The sequence below is a fragment of the Pseudarthrobacter sp. GQ63 genome (assembly GCF_059758765.1).
Window position 1 is genome coordinate 29,987 of sequence record NZ_JCAXEF010000011.1, and the last position, 15,675, is coordinate 45,661.

Annotated in this window: 14 protein-coding genes; 4 read left to right on the forward strand and 10 right to left on the reverse strand. The window is 59.2% G+C overall.

Annotated features, from left to right (window positions below; all coding sequences use genetic code 11):
• Positions 1–12 precede the first annotated feature (12 nt).
• Together AC6CHP_RS16235 and AC6CHP_RS16240 are read left to right on the forward strand one after the other, a co-directional pair.
• Positions 13–1,110, forward strand: a complete 1,098-nt coding sequence (locus AC6CHP_RS16235) for a HigA family addiction module antitoxin (protein WP_498231008.1) — start codon at positions 13–15, stop codon at positions 1,108–1,110.
• 136 nt (positions 1,111–1,246) lie between these two features.
• Positions 1,247–2,224, forward strand: a complete 978-nt coding sequence (locus AC6CHP_RS16240; RefSeq protein WP_498231010.1) for a DUF6615 family protein — start codon at positions 1,247–1,249, stop codon at positions 2,222–2,224.
• Between the two features lie 203 nt (positions 2,225–2,427).
• Here the strand turns inward: AC6CHP_RS16240 and AC6CHP_RS16245 are convergent, their stop codons facing one another.
• The 3 genes from AC6CHP_RS16245 to AC6CHP_RS16255 form a co-directional block, all read right to left on the reverse strand.
• Positions 2,428–4,176 (reverse strand): hypothetical protein, encoded by a 1,749-nt coding sequence (locus AC6CHP_RS16245; protein ID WP_498231012.1) that lies wholly within the window; start codon positions 4,174–4,176, stop codon positions 2,428–2,430.
• A gap of 923 nt (positions 4,177–5,099) precedes the next feature.
• Entirely contained in the window at positions 5,100–6,221 is a 1,122-nt protein-coding gene (locus AC6CHP_RS16250; protein ID WP_498231014.1) for a C40 family peptidase, read from the reverse strand.
• Between the two features lie 743 nt (positions 6,222–6,964).
• The gene (locus AC6CHP_RS16255) at positions 6,965–7,864 is read right to left on the reverse strand and encodes a hypothetical protein (RefSeq protein ID WP_498231016.1); all 900 of its coding nucleotides are present in this window, start codon (positions 7,862–7,864) and stop codon (positions 6,965–6,967) included.
• A gap of 186 nt (positions 7,865–8,050) precedes the next feature.
• Between AC6CHP_RS16255 and AC6CHP_RS16260 the strand changes: the two genes are divergently transcribed.
• On the forward strand, positions 8,051–8,374 hold the full coding sequence (locus AC6CHP_RS16260; protein ID WP_498231018.1) for an ArsR/SmtB family transcription factor: 324 nt from the start codon (positions 8,051–8,053) through the stop codon (positions 8,372–8,374).
• Positions 8,375–8,405: 31 nt separating this feature from the next.
• On the opposite strand, the gene AC6CHP_RS16265 is transcribed toward AC6CHP_RS16260, so the two are convergent.
• Positions 8,406–8,915 (reverse strand): hypothetical protein, encoded by a 510-nt coding sequence (locus AC6CHP_RS16265; RefSeq protein ID WP_498231020.1) that lies wholly within the window; start codon positions 8,913–8,915, stop codon positions 8,406–8,408.
• A gap of 205 nt (positions 8,916–9,120) precedes the next feature.
• Here AC6CHP_RS16265 and AC6CHP_RS16270 point away from each other — a divergent pair, with 205 nt between their 5' ends.
• A complete protein-coding gene (locus tag AC6CHP_RS16270) occupies positions 9,121–9,444 on the forward strand; it encodes a helix-turn-helix domain-containing protein (protein ID WP_498231108.1) in 324 nt (107 codons plus the stop codon).
• On the opposite strand, the gene AC6CHP_RS16275 is transcribed toward AC6CHP_RS16270, so the two are convergent.
• The 6 genes from AC6CHP_RS16275 to AC6CHP_RS16300 all read right to left on the reverse strand — a co-directional run bounded on the left by AC6CHP_RS16275 (position 9,336) and on the right by AC6CHP_RS16300 (position 15,554).
• Positions 9,336–10,526: an alpha/beta hydrolase family protein gene (locus tag AC6CHP_RS16275; RefSeq protein ID WP_498231022.1), complete on the reverse strand. Its 1,191-nt coding sequence runs from the start codon at positions 10,524–10,526 to the stop codon at positions 9,336–9,338. The two genes, AC6CHP_RS16270 and AC6CHP_RS16275, sit on opposite strands and share 109 nt — an antisense overlap.
• A complete protein-coding gene (locus AC6CHP_RS16280) occupies positions 10,498–10,767 on the reverse strand; it encodes a hypothetical protein (RefSeq protein WP_498231024.1) in 270 nt (89 codons plus the stop codon). The genes AC6CHP_RS16275 and AC6CHP_RS16280 overlap by 29 nt, the downstream gene beginning before the upstream one ends.
• A gap of 163 nt (positions 10,768–10,930) precedes the next feature.
• The gene (locus AC6CHP_RS16285) at positions 10,931–11,902 is read right to left on the reverse strand and encodes a hypothetical protein (RefSeq protein WP_498231026.1); all 972 of its coding nucleotides are present in this window, start codon (positions 11,900–11,902) and stop codon (positions 10,931–10,933) included.
• Between the two features lie 62 nt (positions 11,903–11,964).
• A complete protein-coding gene (locus AC6CHP_RS16290) occupies positions 11,965–12,453 on the reverse strand; it encodes a hypothetical protein (protein WP_498231028.1) in 489 nt (162 codons plus the stop codon).
• 612 nt (positions 12,454–13,065) lie between these two features.
• Positions 13,066–13,827, reverse strand: a complete 762-nt coding sequence (locus AC6CHP_RS16295) for a hypothetical protein (protein ID WP_498231030.1) — start codon at positions 13,825–13,827, stop codon at positions 13,066–13,068.
• 674 nt (positions 13,828–14,501) lie between these two features.
• Positions 14,502–15,554, reverse strand: coding sequence for a hypothetical protein (locus AC6CHP_RS16300; protein WP_498231032.1), 1,053 nt, complete (start codon positions 15,552–15,554; stop codon positions 14,502–14,504).
• Positions 15,555–15,675 lie beyond the last annotated feature (121 nt).

The following is a 15,675-nucleotide window of genomic DNA, read 5'->3' on the forward strand; positions in this document are numbered from 1 at the left end:
AGAGGAGAAGCCATGACCGGGACCAACTACGCTGTTGCTCCAGGCGAGTACCTCGAGGAATGGATCGACGAACACGGCTTGTCCCAGCAGCGCGTCGCCGAGCTTCTGGGGTGCAGCCGCAAGCAAGTCAACGAAATCGTCAACGGTCGCGCGCCAATCACCGCTGACACTGCAACGCGCCTCGAGCGAGTCAGCGGCATCCCAGCCGGTTCGTGGCTCCGGCTCGAGGCCGCGTACCGGGCAGACTTGGCGCGGATCGTTGATGAGGAGAATCTCGCAGTACATGTCGACGAGATCAATCAGAGTGCCGTGACGTACCTCCGCAGCGTCGGCGCAACGCAAGCGACAAAGCGCTCCCCTGGCAAGCTAGTCTCCGACTTCCTGGCTTTCCATCAGTGCGGAACCTGGGAATCATATACACATCTGCACGAGGTAGCCTCAACCGGGGAGTACGCTCTGGCCGCATTGAAGGATTCAGGGGCGTCCATCGATCGCACGTTGCTGACGACCTGGCTGCGCGCCGCGGAACTCGATGAGACTTTCGAACGGGGCCGGAGCTACGACTATCGTCCGGAGAACCTCCAAGCCGCCCTTCCCGAGCTGCGTGCGCGAGCCGCGACTCCTGACTCGACGATGCTTCGGGACATGGCGAGCATGCTGGCCGATGTCGGTGTGGTCTTCATGGTGGTCGAACCGCCTAAAAAGTTCCCGCTCCTCGGCATGACGCGTTGGATCGACAAGCGCGTACCAGTGATCCAGCAGACGGGTCGCTGGGGCAAGGACGGCTTCGTTATATGGACGCTCTTCCATGAGCTCGGCCACGTCCTCAACGATCCTCGCGGCGAGATGCACCTCGAATACAGCACCGAGAAGAAGCGCAACAGTGCCGCGGAGAAGGGCGCTAACAAGTTTGCTCTGGAGACGCTATTCGGCGATGCGGGGCTCGCGGAGCTTTCGGGCCTGTCTTACGAGCGTGAAATCGCGGAGGCCGCGAGGCGGATCGGTATCTCCCCGGGAGTCGCAGTCCACCAAATGCACCGGCGGAGGATGCTCAGCTACCAGCACGGCAACCGGCTATGCGTGGACCTCGCGGGCACGTTCACGGCATAGGACAGTCGTTCGGCGTGCTCAGCTTTAACCAGCTTAATGCGCGAGATCGTCCCTGAACGCCGAATTGCGTAATCCAACGGTTAGGCGAATTGCATGGCAAGCCGTATACCCCCGCTACAAGAAAGAAGGTGGGACTGTGGCGACGGTTGAAGAAGCGTTCAGAGATAGCCGAAGCGATGCTGAGGGACATATGGCCGCATGCGAGCAGGCGTCCCTACGGTGGAATGAGACGACGATAACTGAAATCGTGGTATCCCGGGCCGCGCGCGGCGTCACCGTCGTTCCGTTCACTCAGCGCGCCGAAGCACTCAGTGGTGCCGACTGGGTCTGGTGGTGGGTCGATGCCACGGGCGCGTACGGAATGCTTGTTCAGGCAAAACGGGTGACCGTGACAGGACTCGAGTGGAGTTTCGGTTTCGATTACCAATCGAAACACGCTACGCGCCGACAGCGCGAGATCCTCAGATCCGCTGCAAAGTCCCTTGACCTATTGCCGGTCTATGCGCTCTATCTGGGATCGGGAGACTATCGAGGGTGGGAGCCCTGTTCTGAGAGCCATCTGAACGAGGGCTGTTACGAGTGCGTCAAGCGTTCAGTGTCCTTGATGCCGGCACTTCTCGCTGAGCAGCTAATTGTAAACGATGCCGCTTCGACGTACGAGCGATCAGTAGCCATCGAGGATCTTTGGAATTCACCGCAATCCGAGTCAATGCTGATCCCGGCACTCAGGCCGCAACTTGCGCCTGAACTCGCGGAGTTTCTGGACGAGGAGCAAGAGGGGACTCGAGCAGTTGCCCGCCAAATGATCGACCGCGTGCTGCGAGCACGGGCTGGCGCGTTCGGAGCCGCTCCAGCGATCGCGGCAAACCCTCCGCGCTCGGGCAATCATGACCGGCTCGGACCCGTCTTCAACGACTTCCCTGCCGATACCGGGCACTGGGATATCAACTATTTCGATCACACGCTTGCCCCTCTAAGGCACGCACCACCAAGTTACGTAATTGAGGTCATGTCCGGTCACTTCGATGTCGAGCACCTGGCCGCGGAAATGCCTGAGAACGTGGCTGGCATTGTGGTCGTGCATGTGCCGCAACAACGGGAGAATGAAAAGTAACCTGCCGCAAAGCCAGTCCGCTTCGGGACCGATGATTAGCACTCCAACTTCGATCATGCGCGGCCTAGTTGCGTCCGGGCACACCCATGATCGTGCACCCCTCAATTCCCCTGGACATGTGGACGAACTGGCTCGACCTGGAGACCAGATAGGAGGCCGACGTACGGGGGGCCTTCTGGCGCAGCGCAACGGTTCACTGGGAACTAGCCGAACTGGATGCTCCCGGGAGTCCAATCGACAACCTTCGCCGTTGTGACAGAGTTATCGGTTCCGGGCACGAGCCGGAAGGTGTCCCCGGATTGTAGCGTTGTAGGATCGACGCCTTGTTCGAGCTGAACTGAGTGCATGCTACTGACGAGGGGATAATCGACGGTGTAGGTCCGCTTCCCGAGAGCGAACAGGGGCGTCTCCACCTGCACTATGTTGCCGCGGCCGGCGATAGCGTCAATGACTACGGTCCTAATTGATGCCGCTCCGGCTTCGTCCCTAGGAACTTGGAACCTGAGTTCTGTCCAGTTCCAGCAATGAGAAACACCCCCATAGATAGTTGCGAGGAGCGAGAGGTGTCGGAACTGACCGTCGGTAATCTCTGCGATCGAAGGCATTACAAGTGCAGGCGCCGTATGTGATTGAAGCAGGGTCAGGTGACGGGCGACGGGAAGATAGAGCGCCTCCAGTGCGGAGGGGAGGCCAGCACCATGCGCGCCGAGAAGTGCATTCCCCGCGTCAGTCTCCACTGAGATGACATCGCTCTCGCAAATGCCCAGCAGCTCCACGAGCTCATCACAGACCGACTCCGGGTTACGCCCGTCGACGTTTCCCATGTGTACCTCCGCCTCAGCGCTCTCCCCCTGTTTGAAACGCAGCTCGAAGTTGAGTGATCGTTCTGGTGTATCGAAAACCAGACGCAACCAGCCTGTTTGTGAACCGACAGTTTGCGATGTGACTGCCAGTGGCATCCTGAACCTGCGCTTGCCGTTGCTCTCAGTACACCGCAGATAGAGCAAGGGACTGTCGACACGGCTTCTTTCGACGATGGAGAAGACCGACTCCACCGGTTCTTCGTGAGCGAACGGTCCACCCGTTGTTGTTGTCTTAACACGCACGTCCTGGAACGGAATACCCCACTCTTCCCAAGCCCGCACTGCATCGTGTTCGGGTGTCCCGGGAGTCGTCAAGAACTCGAAGACCATGCTGATGGGGTCAATCTCAGCTGCGTCTGGCGTGCGAGGCACGACGGATTCGTATTTCCAGCGAGAGTCTCCTAGATAGGTCATCCGGTGAAAAACCGCCGGGTCACCATCGAGTGGCAGTGGAATTTCCTGGCTGTTGGCTGCAGTTCGGGTTCCGTGCTCGATCCGGTAGTTGTCGTGGATTGTGTCACGGAGGGCATCAAGGGCATCCTGCCGGGTCTCAATGGCGTCAAGCATCTTTAGCGATTCGCCTCTTTCGACCGGCGAGGAGGCGAGCATGGCCTTTTGACTAATGAACTGCTCCAACACCGCTTCGCCGTAAGTAAACCGCTGCATGGTCTCAGGAAAGCCGTCCGCAAAGCCAGCAATGAAGGCATCACCGGCCCACTGGCATGGGAAACCCGCGTCTCCAGTGAGCTCATCGAACTCTGCGACACGCTCTTCGGTAGGTGTCCAGGGCGTGACGAGATGATAGCGGACAATTTGCTTGTCACCGGGCGTGACGTGTTCCTCAAGGAACCGTTTCCAAGAGTTTTTGATCTGGCGGAATTGACTATTGGAGACCGACGTCGTGAAACCTTTGATCTGCCAAATCTCGAGTCCGTCGGGCAGTGAGCGAAGGATGTCGATCCCACCGTCGCCCTGTGAAGGATTTATCTGCCGCGCGTCGCTGTATTCGCGGCGCAGGAGTGTTGCAATAAGGGACTCGATGGAATCGCCGCTTCGCTGCTGAATTAGGGGCCAGTCATAGGTGGGCATGATCCAAGACTACGAATCAACGCGGACATCTAGAGGATTTGAAGTGTGGTTCCTGAACTTGTCCGATGGGATCGGACATATCGCCGGCGGTCCCGCGGCGCCGGCTTTGGTGCTCAGCGTTGCCTGTGGGTGGCGCTGCGGGGCCTGGTTCCCGGCGGTGATGTCCTTCATCCCTGACGGGGCCAGGGAAGGTGCTCAGAGGCTGGTGAAGGGCGGGCCTTCTATTTCACAGAAGCCGGTGGGTGCCATTGACGGCTCCCTTGGTTTGACGGCTCCTCGGGGGTGCAATAGTAGTGCCACATGTGAAGTTTGGGAGGTCTCGATGCTGAAGACCTGGCTGCGGTGCAGGTGGCCCCAGCTCTAACGGACGTAGCACTCGCTCCTAGAGGCACGATAGTCGTGCCAGGAGACCGACTCGATGATCGCTCCACATGCGACGCGTGGAGCTACAGGCGCGGGATCGAGTGCGGAGAGGAATCCTCCGGGCCCGAAGTTCAGGATCTGGTCGGAGTCGCGAGCATCAAGGCCGGCTTCTTCGCTGATTTTTTGTGCAATGAGGAGCAGAGCAGGACAGCGTACACGGGCATGATCCAACTGGATTCAAGACATTTTCGTCTGCATCGGGGTAGGCGCTATGAGCAGCCTGAATTTTGGCCGCAGAAATTCGCGCTCGATTGTGGTCCCACAGTGCGCATCGAGCACCGCGAAAATGAACATTGGTGGGTCCCTAACAATTAAGCGGACGCGCGTGGCCAAGAACGACTTTGAGCTGCGGAAATGCACGAAACCGCCCTCTTTTCGACCCAAATTTCGAACTTTCTTGCCACTCACTAGAGGGGAGGTGGGTCCTCCGGTATCGGCTTGTATGCCGAAATTTCCTCTGGCCTGGGCCCTGCGTACGCCATCCAACCGAACATGCGCCGTCAGCGCGGCAACAGGTCGAAATAGGCCGCGCCCGGGTTCCAGTTCACGGGATGCAGCAGTGTTCCCACCGCGGGGTTCAGAGCACTCCACATCATACCGTCGCCCGCGTAGATGCCCACGTGCCCCCAGTTGTCGGGTCCCTGTGGATTTTGAACCACAAGATCCCCTGGTTGGGGATCCTCTGTTCGGACACCAACCCGCCACTGTTCTACTCTCGGTAACTCGACTCCGGCTTGTCGATAGATCCATTGCACGAAGCCTGAACAATCCCAGGCCTTGAATGCAGTACCACCCCATACATATCCGCCGCCCAAACCTTCCTGCGTGAACTTCAGGATGTCCTGCCGAAACTGACTCAAGTTGTGCGCAGATGCCCCGGGCCGGGACGCTGGCGAGGGATCCGGGCAGGAGGCAGGAGCAATGCCACTCTCAAGCGCAACCACGATTGCAGTGGCCGCCGGCTCCCAACGTGCATACAGTTCAGGAAAAGCAGACACCTGGACGGCTTGGGCCGCCAGACCTTTGTCCATTGTCTGCCAACCGGGAATGTCCAGCAGCCCTCGAGGACTGCCCTGATTCGGTCCCGACGGCCCGCCGAAGAAGGCACGCGCGTTATAGGAGGCATTCATCAGTTGCTCAACGGTCCCCCAGCCTGCCGCCGGACGCTGCTGCGCTGAACCGATCGAGTCGTGGTCACGTCCAACGCCGTCATTGGGGAAATGTAGGGAAGCTGGCACGCTGGGGTTCGCGAGCATGCGCAGGCTTGACTCTTGCAGCGCCATCATGATGGCAATGATCTGACCGGAGCGCGGTATTCCAAGCTGCTTGCCGACCGCGATGTATGTTCGTGCGACGCTCTCCTGCCGAGGCGTCAGCTCGTAAAGCAAGTCCCCAGCGTTCCGAACTTCCAAGCCAGTACCAGCCACGCTAGGCGCAGTGGCCGCCTCGGTTCCCAGTGGTGTACAGGCAACTGCGGATTGGCGCGCCGTACCAGTCAGCGCCGCCACGCCTCCGGCAAATGCCAAGGCGCCCACAAACAGAGCGAGGGAAGCAACCGCCGATACCACCTTCAACAATGCACGGCGCCGCATGAGACCTGCGACGACCACCAGTCCAGCCACTAGTAGACGATTCTCTCTGCGGTTGCGTAGAAGGCAACCATGGCGCAGTGCCCAGATGGAGCGGTGGTGGCAGGAGGACAGTTGACCATCACCGTGACGGGTGCCGCATAGGCACTTCTGCCGTTACTAGACTCGTCCACAACTTGTACCGTCACAGTGCATACGTGAAGGCCCTCCCACGGGGGCGGATACTCCTGGACTTTGGCCAACTCGAGATCGCAGCGCAGGGACTCCGCGGTTCCGCTTCGGCGAGCGGACTGGTCTGCCAGGGCGGTGAACGTCCCCGCTGTCACGCCTGTCCCCTCAAACTCTCGAACGAGCACAGACAAGGGATCTGATCCATCGGGCAGCAACTCCCACCAGGACCGCACCTTGGCATATACATCCGAGTACGACGACGAACGGCTGTCCCAGCTATAGATTCCCTTTGCTGCCGCGACAGCGAGCGCCCGGTAGTCGAGGGTGCGTGGCAAACCATCCGGTGTTGCCTCCGCCGTAACGTCCGTCTCGTCAGGGACACCGGACGTACTGCCGGGAGAAGCGGAAGCGCCTGATGGATTCGGCGTTGCAGGCGCGGTTGGGGACGTCGTCGGAGGGGCTTGTCCTCTGGGGCTATCGGCAGGCCAAAGTAGGAAGACTGCACTAATCACGAGCAGGGCAGCCAGTCCTGCGGCCAACCACTCCCCGCGGCCCAATCTACCGAACCAATTCATGGGCCAACTCCGGTGCCCCTCCACCATGACCTACAGAACCGGCCTGTTCACTTCGTGCTGAAGCACGCGCCATGCCGTCTGGTACAGCTGCCGGGCAAATCCGATATTCACCGCGATGTACCTCTCGGTGACGCCGAGCTCACAGGCTAGAGCAGCCATCTGAACGGACCTATCCAGTCCTCGCAGGCCCGGACGGACAATAGTTTCCGCGACGCTCCGCAGGACGTTTGTGGGAAGGCAGTTGGCAGCGCACCGGCAGAGGTCGTCGACACCTAATCCGGGTTCGGGATGGCAGTTCAATGCCGTGTTGATTGTTTTGGCCGTCTGCCGAACGACGGTTACGGCATGCCACCGACGCCGATCCTTGGGGGACGGAGGTCCGTAGTGCCTCGGCCCCGTGAGGCTGGATACGGCAAGCCTCCAGGTTTCCTCACTGACGCTGCGCTGAACCAGGCCCAGCATGGCGTGTGCCCAGGCCTGATCAACATAGGTCTCGACGTCGTTTCCTGCCGCGCCGGCATGGACGACAGCAAGAAGCTCCGGTGAGCTTTCCGTCGTCGTGAAGTCAACAAGCAAAGGCAACGTTTGATGGCTAAGCTCGCGCCGGATATGGGCAGCGCAGATTTTATTGCAGACACCTTGCACCCACGCTTCAAACGGGATGCCGGGCAGCTCCCGGTAGCGTCCACGCGCAACCCCGTCCCAAACGGCGACCCGGATGTCCTGCATGACATCGTCCACATCGCAGGATCGCCCGATACGCGCGAGCCGAGAAGTGACGTAACGGTGTACCCCATCAACCGCGACCATGATCTGGTCGATCTGGATGACGGGTTCTCCCGGCGGAGGTGCGCTTCGCAATGAGACATCAACGCCAGCGACCGTCTCTGGTCCTTCTGTAGATTGATACGCCTTGGCTTCAATTTCCATGGCTTCACCGCTTTGACTGTTCAGATCGAGTAGTTCGCAGAGTCGCGCAAACGGCCACCCCAGTTAGTGGATGCGGAGATCCAACAACGATCAGAAGAAGCTACAGGAATTATTGTCGACGATAGCTAAAGTATCGTCAAGAGTGCTGTTCTTACTTTTTGCGCTGCCTTCGGGAAGAATGACCTTATGCCGAGAATTACGCAGCCTCACGATGCCGCCTGGTCGGCCGACGTCGAGGCTGCCGTCGCAACCTTCGGCAACCGGGCACGAAATGAAATCCTTCGCTTCCTAACGGCAAGTGGGCCTGCGACGCGCGGGGATATCGTCGCTGCTGTCAGCGCGGGCGATCCTAGCGTGGCAAAGCACTTGGCGGCGCTTGAAGAGGCAGGCGTGGTGATGGTCGACGTCGAGCCTGGACGTAGGCACGGACGGTCACCGCGGTATTCCGCGAACCCTGTCCGGATCAAGGAACTGCTCGACGCGCATCTTAAGTACTTGCTGGAAAAGTAGCCGCAGTGGGTTGAGAAGATGAGCCCGCCGTTTAGTCTGCGCGCTTCGGCGCCTCATCCGCGTCCAACTGCGGACTGGCCTCGGCCCTCTCCCCTTCTGGCCGACGGCTGATGTCCCTGTTCAAGTACTCTGTGATCGCCCGGAGCGTCTCGGGTGACACGTCACCAAGGGTCCGCGCCGCGAACGTCTTCACTCTCGCAGCACGGAGAGATTTCACAAACTCAAGCTGGGAATCAATGCGCTCGGGGAGATCTGAGGCATCGCTGCCCATCAGATAATTTGGATCCACATTGAAGATGTCGCACAGGGCGCCTAGTAGCGCGGGGTCGCTCACCAACCTGCCTGTGCCGTCTTTCATGTAGAACCAGCGGGCCCTGGAAAGCTTAATGCCCTTCTCCGCCAGCTTCTGCTGGACTTCGCGGAACGTGACGGGTTGTCCTCGCTCTGCGACCACGACGTCGAGCAGCAGGTTTAGGCGGCGTGCAAGTTCGGCCTGGGGAGACAGGTCCGCGCCTTTGAGACCTTCTTCGTCTCCAGACACGATTCACCTCCAAGACCAGACATGCCTATCGTCAGAGTCACTAATTGTTGCCCAGTATTGCCTTGGTCAAGTCCACATGCAATGAGCCGGGCTTCGTCCTTCCATCCTTATGTAGATGAGCGTATCGTTCTGCTGTAGACCCGTCTACAGCGGGCACAAGCGATTCCCTCGTCACCTGATTGTGGTCTCCATGGCGAACATCTTGATGAACCGGACGCGAAGCCGCCTCATTCGCTATTTGATCATCCATGGCCCGGCAACCTGCCGTGAGGTCGCTGCAGCCCTCACCCTGTCTGCTTCCTCTGTTCGCAAACACCTCAACCTTCTATGCGAGGCTGGCGTAGTCATCCTTGGGTCGGGAACGTATCAGGCTCGGCCGGATGAGGTCGAAGGGCAACTTGCGGATCTTGCGGCCACGTTTCAGTCCGCGGGCAGCGACCTCAGGAAGCGCATAACGGACGACTCCCACTTCTCGGTATCGGCATTCCACTCAAGAGAGTGCCCCGGAACATCAAAGGAAACCAACTGAACGAGGTCGGGTCGTAGCTCGGCGAATCGTTCAGAGACTGCCACCGGTGTCGATTTGTCGTTGATTCCATGCAATATGAGGGTCGGCGTGTTGAGGTCACCAGCGCGGGTTACCCAGTCCATTGTGGCGAAGTCAATGGACTGGGTGAGGCCCGTGACCCAGCAACCCGCATTCGAACCCAACAAGCTCAGCCCAGCCCTGGCGATAGCTTTGGGCAATCCACTGGCACTCCCGTTAGACGTCAAAGTCTCAGCCCAATCCAGGACGGGAGCCACGAGCACCAGGCCGATGATCCGCTCAGAGTGAGCTGAAAGACTTGCTGCACGCAGGGCCATTGAACCCCCGAGAGACCATCCAAACAATACGAGCCGCTCAGCACCGTGGTCCACGGCGTACTTAATGGCCGCTTCGACATCCAACCACTCGTTCTGGCCCAAGGAGTACCTGGAATCGTTCGACGGCGGCGCTTCGCCGTCGTTCCGGAATGACACGACCAGTGACGTACAGCCGAGCCTGCTTGCAACAGGAACACCGCGAAGGGCGCCGGCCCGTTTTCCACCCATTCCATGCGCGTGGATGGCCCATGTCGACGACACCGGACCGGCGGCGGTCGGCGTGAATTTCCATGCAGGCGCCGTGCCGCCGTCGACCTGAATCTCCACGTCTTCAAAAGGCAGGCCCAGTTGCTCTGGTTTGGAGTACGCGTACCCACTCCAGATGCCGGCGGCAGCAGCGTGCAGGTCACCGGAGTCGACTCGCTCGACGAGCCGAGTCACTGTTCCCCCGCTGGCGTCCTCGGCTATTACAGCCCCTATGCAGGCGTGGCCCTTCCCGTTGCCGAACCACAAGCTGTATCGGCCTGGCGCTCTCGTCAATAGGGTCGCTGGCAGTTCAATCCTCAGGGATCCATCCTCGCCGGAGAAGACTTGCCTGATGGGAAGATCCTCCCGCCGTGAAGTGCTCGGCACCACCACCCGGCGCGCAAAGTAGGCGGCGCCGAGGAACGTCGCTGAGGATGCGCATACGGCTGCAATGGTGAGAGGGCCCAGCATTCTAGGAGTCTTCATCTTCGCTGCTGACATGCTTGTCGATGACCTCCCTAAGCCGGGCCAGCGTCTCGGGAGATAACTCCTGCAACTGCCGAGCTGCGAAGTTCTTGACGCGAGCCTCCCGCATGGATCTAAGGAGGTTGAGCTGGGCTTCCACAAGTTCGGGTATCACCGTTGAGTCATCCAGAAGGTACCGGCGATCCACGCCGAAGAATGTCGCGAGGTTCTGCAGCAGATCCTGGTCCATAGCCAGCGAGCTATCACCGCTTCGCATGTAGGCCCACCTTGACCGCGACAACGGCGTGCCCTGTTGAGACATTGCTTCGCTGACTTCCCTGTAGGACAAGGGTCCTGTTCCTCGGGACTCATACAAGTCCAGCAAGAGAGTGATCTTGCGAGCGAGCCTGACCTGCGGCGACTCCGAGGGTTCTACGGCATCATCTGCCATTTGGGTTCTTCCCCCTCCCCCATCGCGCCATGCCCAGACGACCACCCTGCATGTCCCTATGGGAAGCGAGGTAATTCTCTGTTCGAGTCAATGTTTGCAAATCAGCTTCGTCCAGCAACTTAGCAGCAGCGGGATCCATCAGGAGAGCATCCTCGATCTCGACGAGCATCCGATGAAGCCTCCGCGTCTCTGGGTCTCCCCGCTCGATGACTCCAGCTGGCGTCGCCAGACGTCCATCCTTGCGGGTAGCTGTCGCTTTTTCCCAAGTGGATGTGAGGTCTTCTAGTAAGCCAGCCCGAGTCCTCTGTTGCGTTCGTTGAACGATCCGGCGCGCTACTGGTGGCAGGGCCAGTCCAGCACAAAGGAACAACATCGCCCCGATAAAACTGGTGTCGTAGATAACCGCCAACTGCTGCATGGTCGACTGGTCTCCGACAAGATGGGCTAGGTCCATTCCCAAGACTGAGAACACCATGACGAGAGCCAGGAAGCAGCCAATGCCAATGAGGGTGAAGGCGACACGAAAGTAGGAAGCGGCCATCCGCCGTCGGAATCTAAAGCACACATATCCGGCGACTCCGACGACCACCCCGATGTAGACAAACTGGATGGCGGAATAGAGGGCGGCAGCAGGCTGGTCCCCGTAGTCCAACATGAATCTCGTTGAGGATGCGGGTGCTTCGATGCGGAGGAATGCGAGGACCAGCCCCGCGGAGACTAGACCCAAAATTAGGAGGCCGCGACGGTCTCTGCGCACAGGTGCATCGTTAAGCTCTGCGGCCCGGAGGATTGCCTGCGAAAGAAAGTAAATTCCTACGACCATCAGAATATTCGCGAGAAGATCCAGGAGATTGTGGCCGCCGAGGGCTCGATCACCCTCGAGATAGATTGGATCGACATTCAAGGTGAGCGCGGTTGCAATCGCAACGGCGGCAACCAGGATGCTGTGGTCTTTCCTCATACGCGCACCGGGCAGCAAGCATAGAACGAGCCCCCAGATGACCGCAGCCGTGACTGCCTGGATCACCCGAAGACCTGTTCAAATGACCTTGGCTCCAGGGTGCTGTCGCGGATAGCGCCGGCCAGAAGATCTGCGAGAGTCTCAGCTGCAGCCTCCAGGTCGTCGACGAAGCTGCTCCGTGCCAAAGCTCGTGACACCATCTCTCCGTCAAGATTCGGGAAGAGGCTGGCTGCATAGTCAGAGGAGATCCCCAACTCATCGTGGCGCAGGATCATATGTCCAAGCTCGTGAAGGATGAACTGCTGCCTATGGAGCGCTGAGTCCGTGACGGCGTGCAGGATGATTTCCCGAGTATCCGTCGACAACCAGAGACCGCAGACGGACGTGCCGTTGAGGATCGTCGTGGCTTCGATCTCGATTCGACGCCGACGTCGGGCGGCCACGATTGTGATGAGCCTCTCCAGCGTCAGGCGGCTCGGGAGCCGCAGTGATACGAACGCCTCGGCCGCAATCTGAGCTGGCCCTTGTTCTTCTGATTTTTGCTGGTCCATACCGCCCCCTCCTTGCAGCGGACAGCAAACGTACCTGCCTAAGACGGCAACCACCGCGGCGCGTCAGGCGCCACAGCTTCAATTGAACGCCTGTGCTCTGGACATGTCCAGAGCGGGGGCAAGAACTTGGACCAGCATGGTCGACGGTGCCAAAAAGTCGTGCAGATTTTCGCGGCGGCATTAGTTGTAGTTGAACTATGACAGGTCATGATGGAAGAAGATTGCGTCCACCGGTCTGGTGTCCACTAATAGAACCGCGACCTACCGGGAATGGACCACGGTCTGGCGGGTAAGGTCTTCGACCCAGGAATGGATCCCGCGGACTGGTCGGCGAACAACCCGTCGCCGAGCAGGCCCCGCCGCTCGAGGATGTCTTAGAGAGGAGTGAGGGCCTTCTTAAGCGGGCGTTCAGCCAATTCCGCTCCCTTGGAAGCCGCCCACAAGTCGGCAGGACTCTCCGTCGGCTCTCGATTAACAATTGGCAGTACGGCCGGGCAAGCGCGTCAACTTAACAGGAATTCCTGATGTCAGCGGACTGAGCGGCCCGGATTTTCGTAGCATTTCCCCCCGCGATGGAACGAAGTGCCGACGGTTCCGAGCGGCCACAATAAATCAGAAGGGGAAGCTCATTTGGGAGTATCCGTTTGTGACCATGTCAGCGTGCTGGCTGGGCCCTCTGTGGAGGAACTGGCTCACTGTGTACTTCGAGTCGAATGCAGCCACATTGGATACGGTCGTCAGGCGATTCAGCATCCCCTGCGTGGCGTTCCTTTGTGCATCGGTTCCGAGGGTAGACCGCTCTAGGACAATAAGCCTCTTCGCCATGGGCCATTCAGATGCTTTGACGAAGCTAAAGATCCACAGCGCATGTTCGGCGTTTTTTCGCAGTTCCGTGACGCTCTTTCCGCCAGAGCCTTGAACAAGAATTTCGCCCTGCTCGGACTCCACGATGGCTGTGACGCGCTGCTCATTGCCAAATTCGTCTTTGACTGAAGCTTCTGGCCTAACCACAATGCCATCTTCCTCCTGAAGCCAGGACTGAAGCTTCCTAGCAAAGGTCTTCCGCTCTCCGCCAGCCAACAACCGAACTGCGTCCAGAACGAGTCCTACGTCAGCAATCTGCGCTATCAGAAAGTCGGCAGATTCGATCGGACCAGTGGAGTAAACCCTTCCATCGAACTCCTTGACACCATGATCTTCCAAAATGTCATCCCAAAGCGTCCTCGACGTCCCCTTCAAGTCGGATGCCGCGTACAAGTCGCGGCGGGCGAGGGACATACCACCGTCACTCACCGCGACGCGGAGGCCATCGGCAGAGATCCGAACAAAGACCTCGACTGCATCTCCGTCTGTGTAATGCCTGGAGCTGGTCACTGTGACTGTGCGCGGATCTGCTGTGGGATGGCATGCATAGGAACGCTGAAGACTGTCGAGAGCCGACGATAAGCCTCGGCAAAGGTCTGTCACGGTATCTCCTCACCATCTGGCAACTGCACAAACGCGTCAGGCCTGGGAGGCCGTTCCACCCATAGCTCACCAGCTGGTAAGCGTATGTCCAACATACGACAAAAGCGCCCGAAAAGGTCCTGCAGCTCGTCGTCATCCAGCGGCTCAAGAGAGTCTTCGCTCCATTCGGCGGGCGGCCAATGTGCGTCATGCGGGTCGTCTGCGTGCTGGTCTCCGCACTCAGGCCGCCAGCTATGGAAGTGGCTACCCGGCCGCCATTCTCGCCGATCCGTCTTCTTGTTGACATGTATACCCCGGACACATAGCCGGACAGCATTGCTGGCCTTACCCGAACCGTCGTGAATGAGGTAGCGAACCGAGTGCGGCTTCGAAGCCACTATTTGACCGACCAACTTCAGCGACTGCCCAATCGAGTTGCCAATAGGCAGCTCGAAGTAGGCAGCACCATACTTCCGTCGCCAGACTAGCGGCGCCGCAATATTGAGTGCAGCCCGGCCTTCCATGAGGCTCTGCGCGATTGCCCTATTCATTGGGTCCGACTCCCCCTTTGCTCGCTGACCTACTGGCGGATACTAGCTGCTTCATTTGCCACCTGCGGTGAGTTTGGCGGCCCATCCCACCGCAGTGTCCATCGCTGCAGCCGACGGCGTGACTGTCGGTTCTCCCTTCATGGCCGGATGGTCGCCAAAGGCGCGCGCCGCAAAGTTCTTCCGAAGCTCGTCTTTGACCTCTGCGTTGTCAATGGATGCAACGTACGCATCAAACGTCTGCAGCTGGACGGAGAGAGAATCCGCCCAGTTGGCCATCGATCGGTGTTGGTGAGCTTGACGGGCAAAATAACCGGCGATACCAAATACGCCAGCTACGAATATGGCCTTTTGGACGGCGTGAACGACCTCATTTGAGGACCCCTCCAATACGGAAAAAACCCCGGCCGGCAGCAAAACAAACATGAGGGCCGCAGTTCCCGCTGCCATGGCGAAGGCAACGGTCAACACTCGGAACTTGTCCGCGCTCTCCTTCTCCCGACGGGCCATGTCCGCATAGAAGGAAGACATCAGGTCATCTCCGGCCTTCCCGACCAACCGGGCTGCGGACTCCGCGTCCCTTTCCAACTCTTCGGCGGCCTGGGTCGCTCTTCTCATCGCCCTAAACAAGACCTGCTCATTTAGTTCATCAAGCTCCGCTAGGATGGCGTGTTTGAACTCAAGCCATTGTTCCCCATCCTGCCCAAGCATCGCTGGTTCCAATAGATCTGACCGCTGGAAGATTGTTCGAAGAGAACGTCGAAGCTTTTCGCCCAGCAAGCTGATGTCCGCCGCGATAAAGGGAGGCGTCAGCGCAGGAATTATTTCTTCGAGAGCTGCTAAATGCCTGTCCCCAACCCAAGAGGGGCTATCGTCCGAATCGCCGCGGGCTCTTGCATACGCCTCCTGGACAAGGGTGTGTTCGAGCACTCGCGCCCAAAGCCCAAAAGTCATGCCCAGCAGCTCCACGTCCGGCTGAGAGGCATACTTGGCCCCGGCTGGTTGAGTCGCGGCAACACTCTTCAGATGATTGCCTTCGGAGCGAGCCTCATTAGCTAGGGCTCTAATGCGTTCAAAAGCGGAAGCCCGCTCAATAACGTCTGACATCGGCCCTCCTGAGATTCTTTGGTGGGCACGCGGGCAGCTCCGAGTCCACGTAGTCAGGCATCGCTGCCTGGTCGATCCGGAAGCCATCCAGACAGAACTCGGTCGAGGATTTTCTCCACAA

Excerpts from the sequence above, each read along its gene's own strand:
- AC6CHP_RS16235 (WP_498231008.1), top strand. The coding sequence starts at position 13 with ATGACCGGGACCAACTACGCTGTTGCTCCAGGCGAGTACCTCGAGGAA.
- AC6CHP_RS16245 (WP_498231012.1), bottom strand. The coding sequence starts at position 4,176 with ATGCCCACCTATGACTGGCCCCTAATTCAGCAGCGAAGCGGCGATTCC.
- AC6CHP_RS16255 (WP_498231016.1), bottom strand. The coding sequence starts at position 7,864 with ATGGAAATTGAAGCCAAGGCGTATCAATCTACAGAAGGACCAGAGACG.
- AC6CHP_RS16260 (WP_498231018.1), top strand. The coding sequence starts at position 8,051 with ATGCCGAGAATTACGCAGCCTCACGATGCCGCCTGGTCGGCCGACGTC.
- AC6CHP_RS16270 (WP_498231108.1), top strand. The coding sequence starts at position 9,121 with ATGAACCGGACGCGAAGCCGCCTCATTCGCTATTTGATCATCCATGGC.
- AC6CHP_RS16275 (WP_498231022.1), bottom strand. The coding sequence starts at position 10,526 with ATGTCAGCAGCGAAGATGAAGACTCCTAGAATGCTGGGCCCTCTCACC.
- AC6CHP_RS16280 (WP_498231024.1), bottom strand. The coding sequence starts at position 10,767 with ATGCGAAGCGGTGATAGCTCGCTGGCTATGGACCAGGATCTGCTGCAG.
- AC6CHP_RS16285 (WP_498231026.1), bottom strand. The coding sequence starts at position 11,902 with ATGAGGAAAGACCACAGCATCCTGGTTGCCGCCGTTGCGATTGCAACC.
- AC6CHP_RS16290 (WP_498231028.1), bottom strand. The coding sequence starts at position 12,453 with ATGGACCAGCAAAAATCAGAAGAACAAGGGCCAGCTCAGATTGCGGCC.
- AC6CHP_RS16300 (WP_498231032.1), bottom strand. The coding sequence starts at position 15,554 with ATGTCAGACGTTATTGAGCGGGCTTCCGCTTTTGAACGCATTAGAGCC.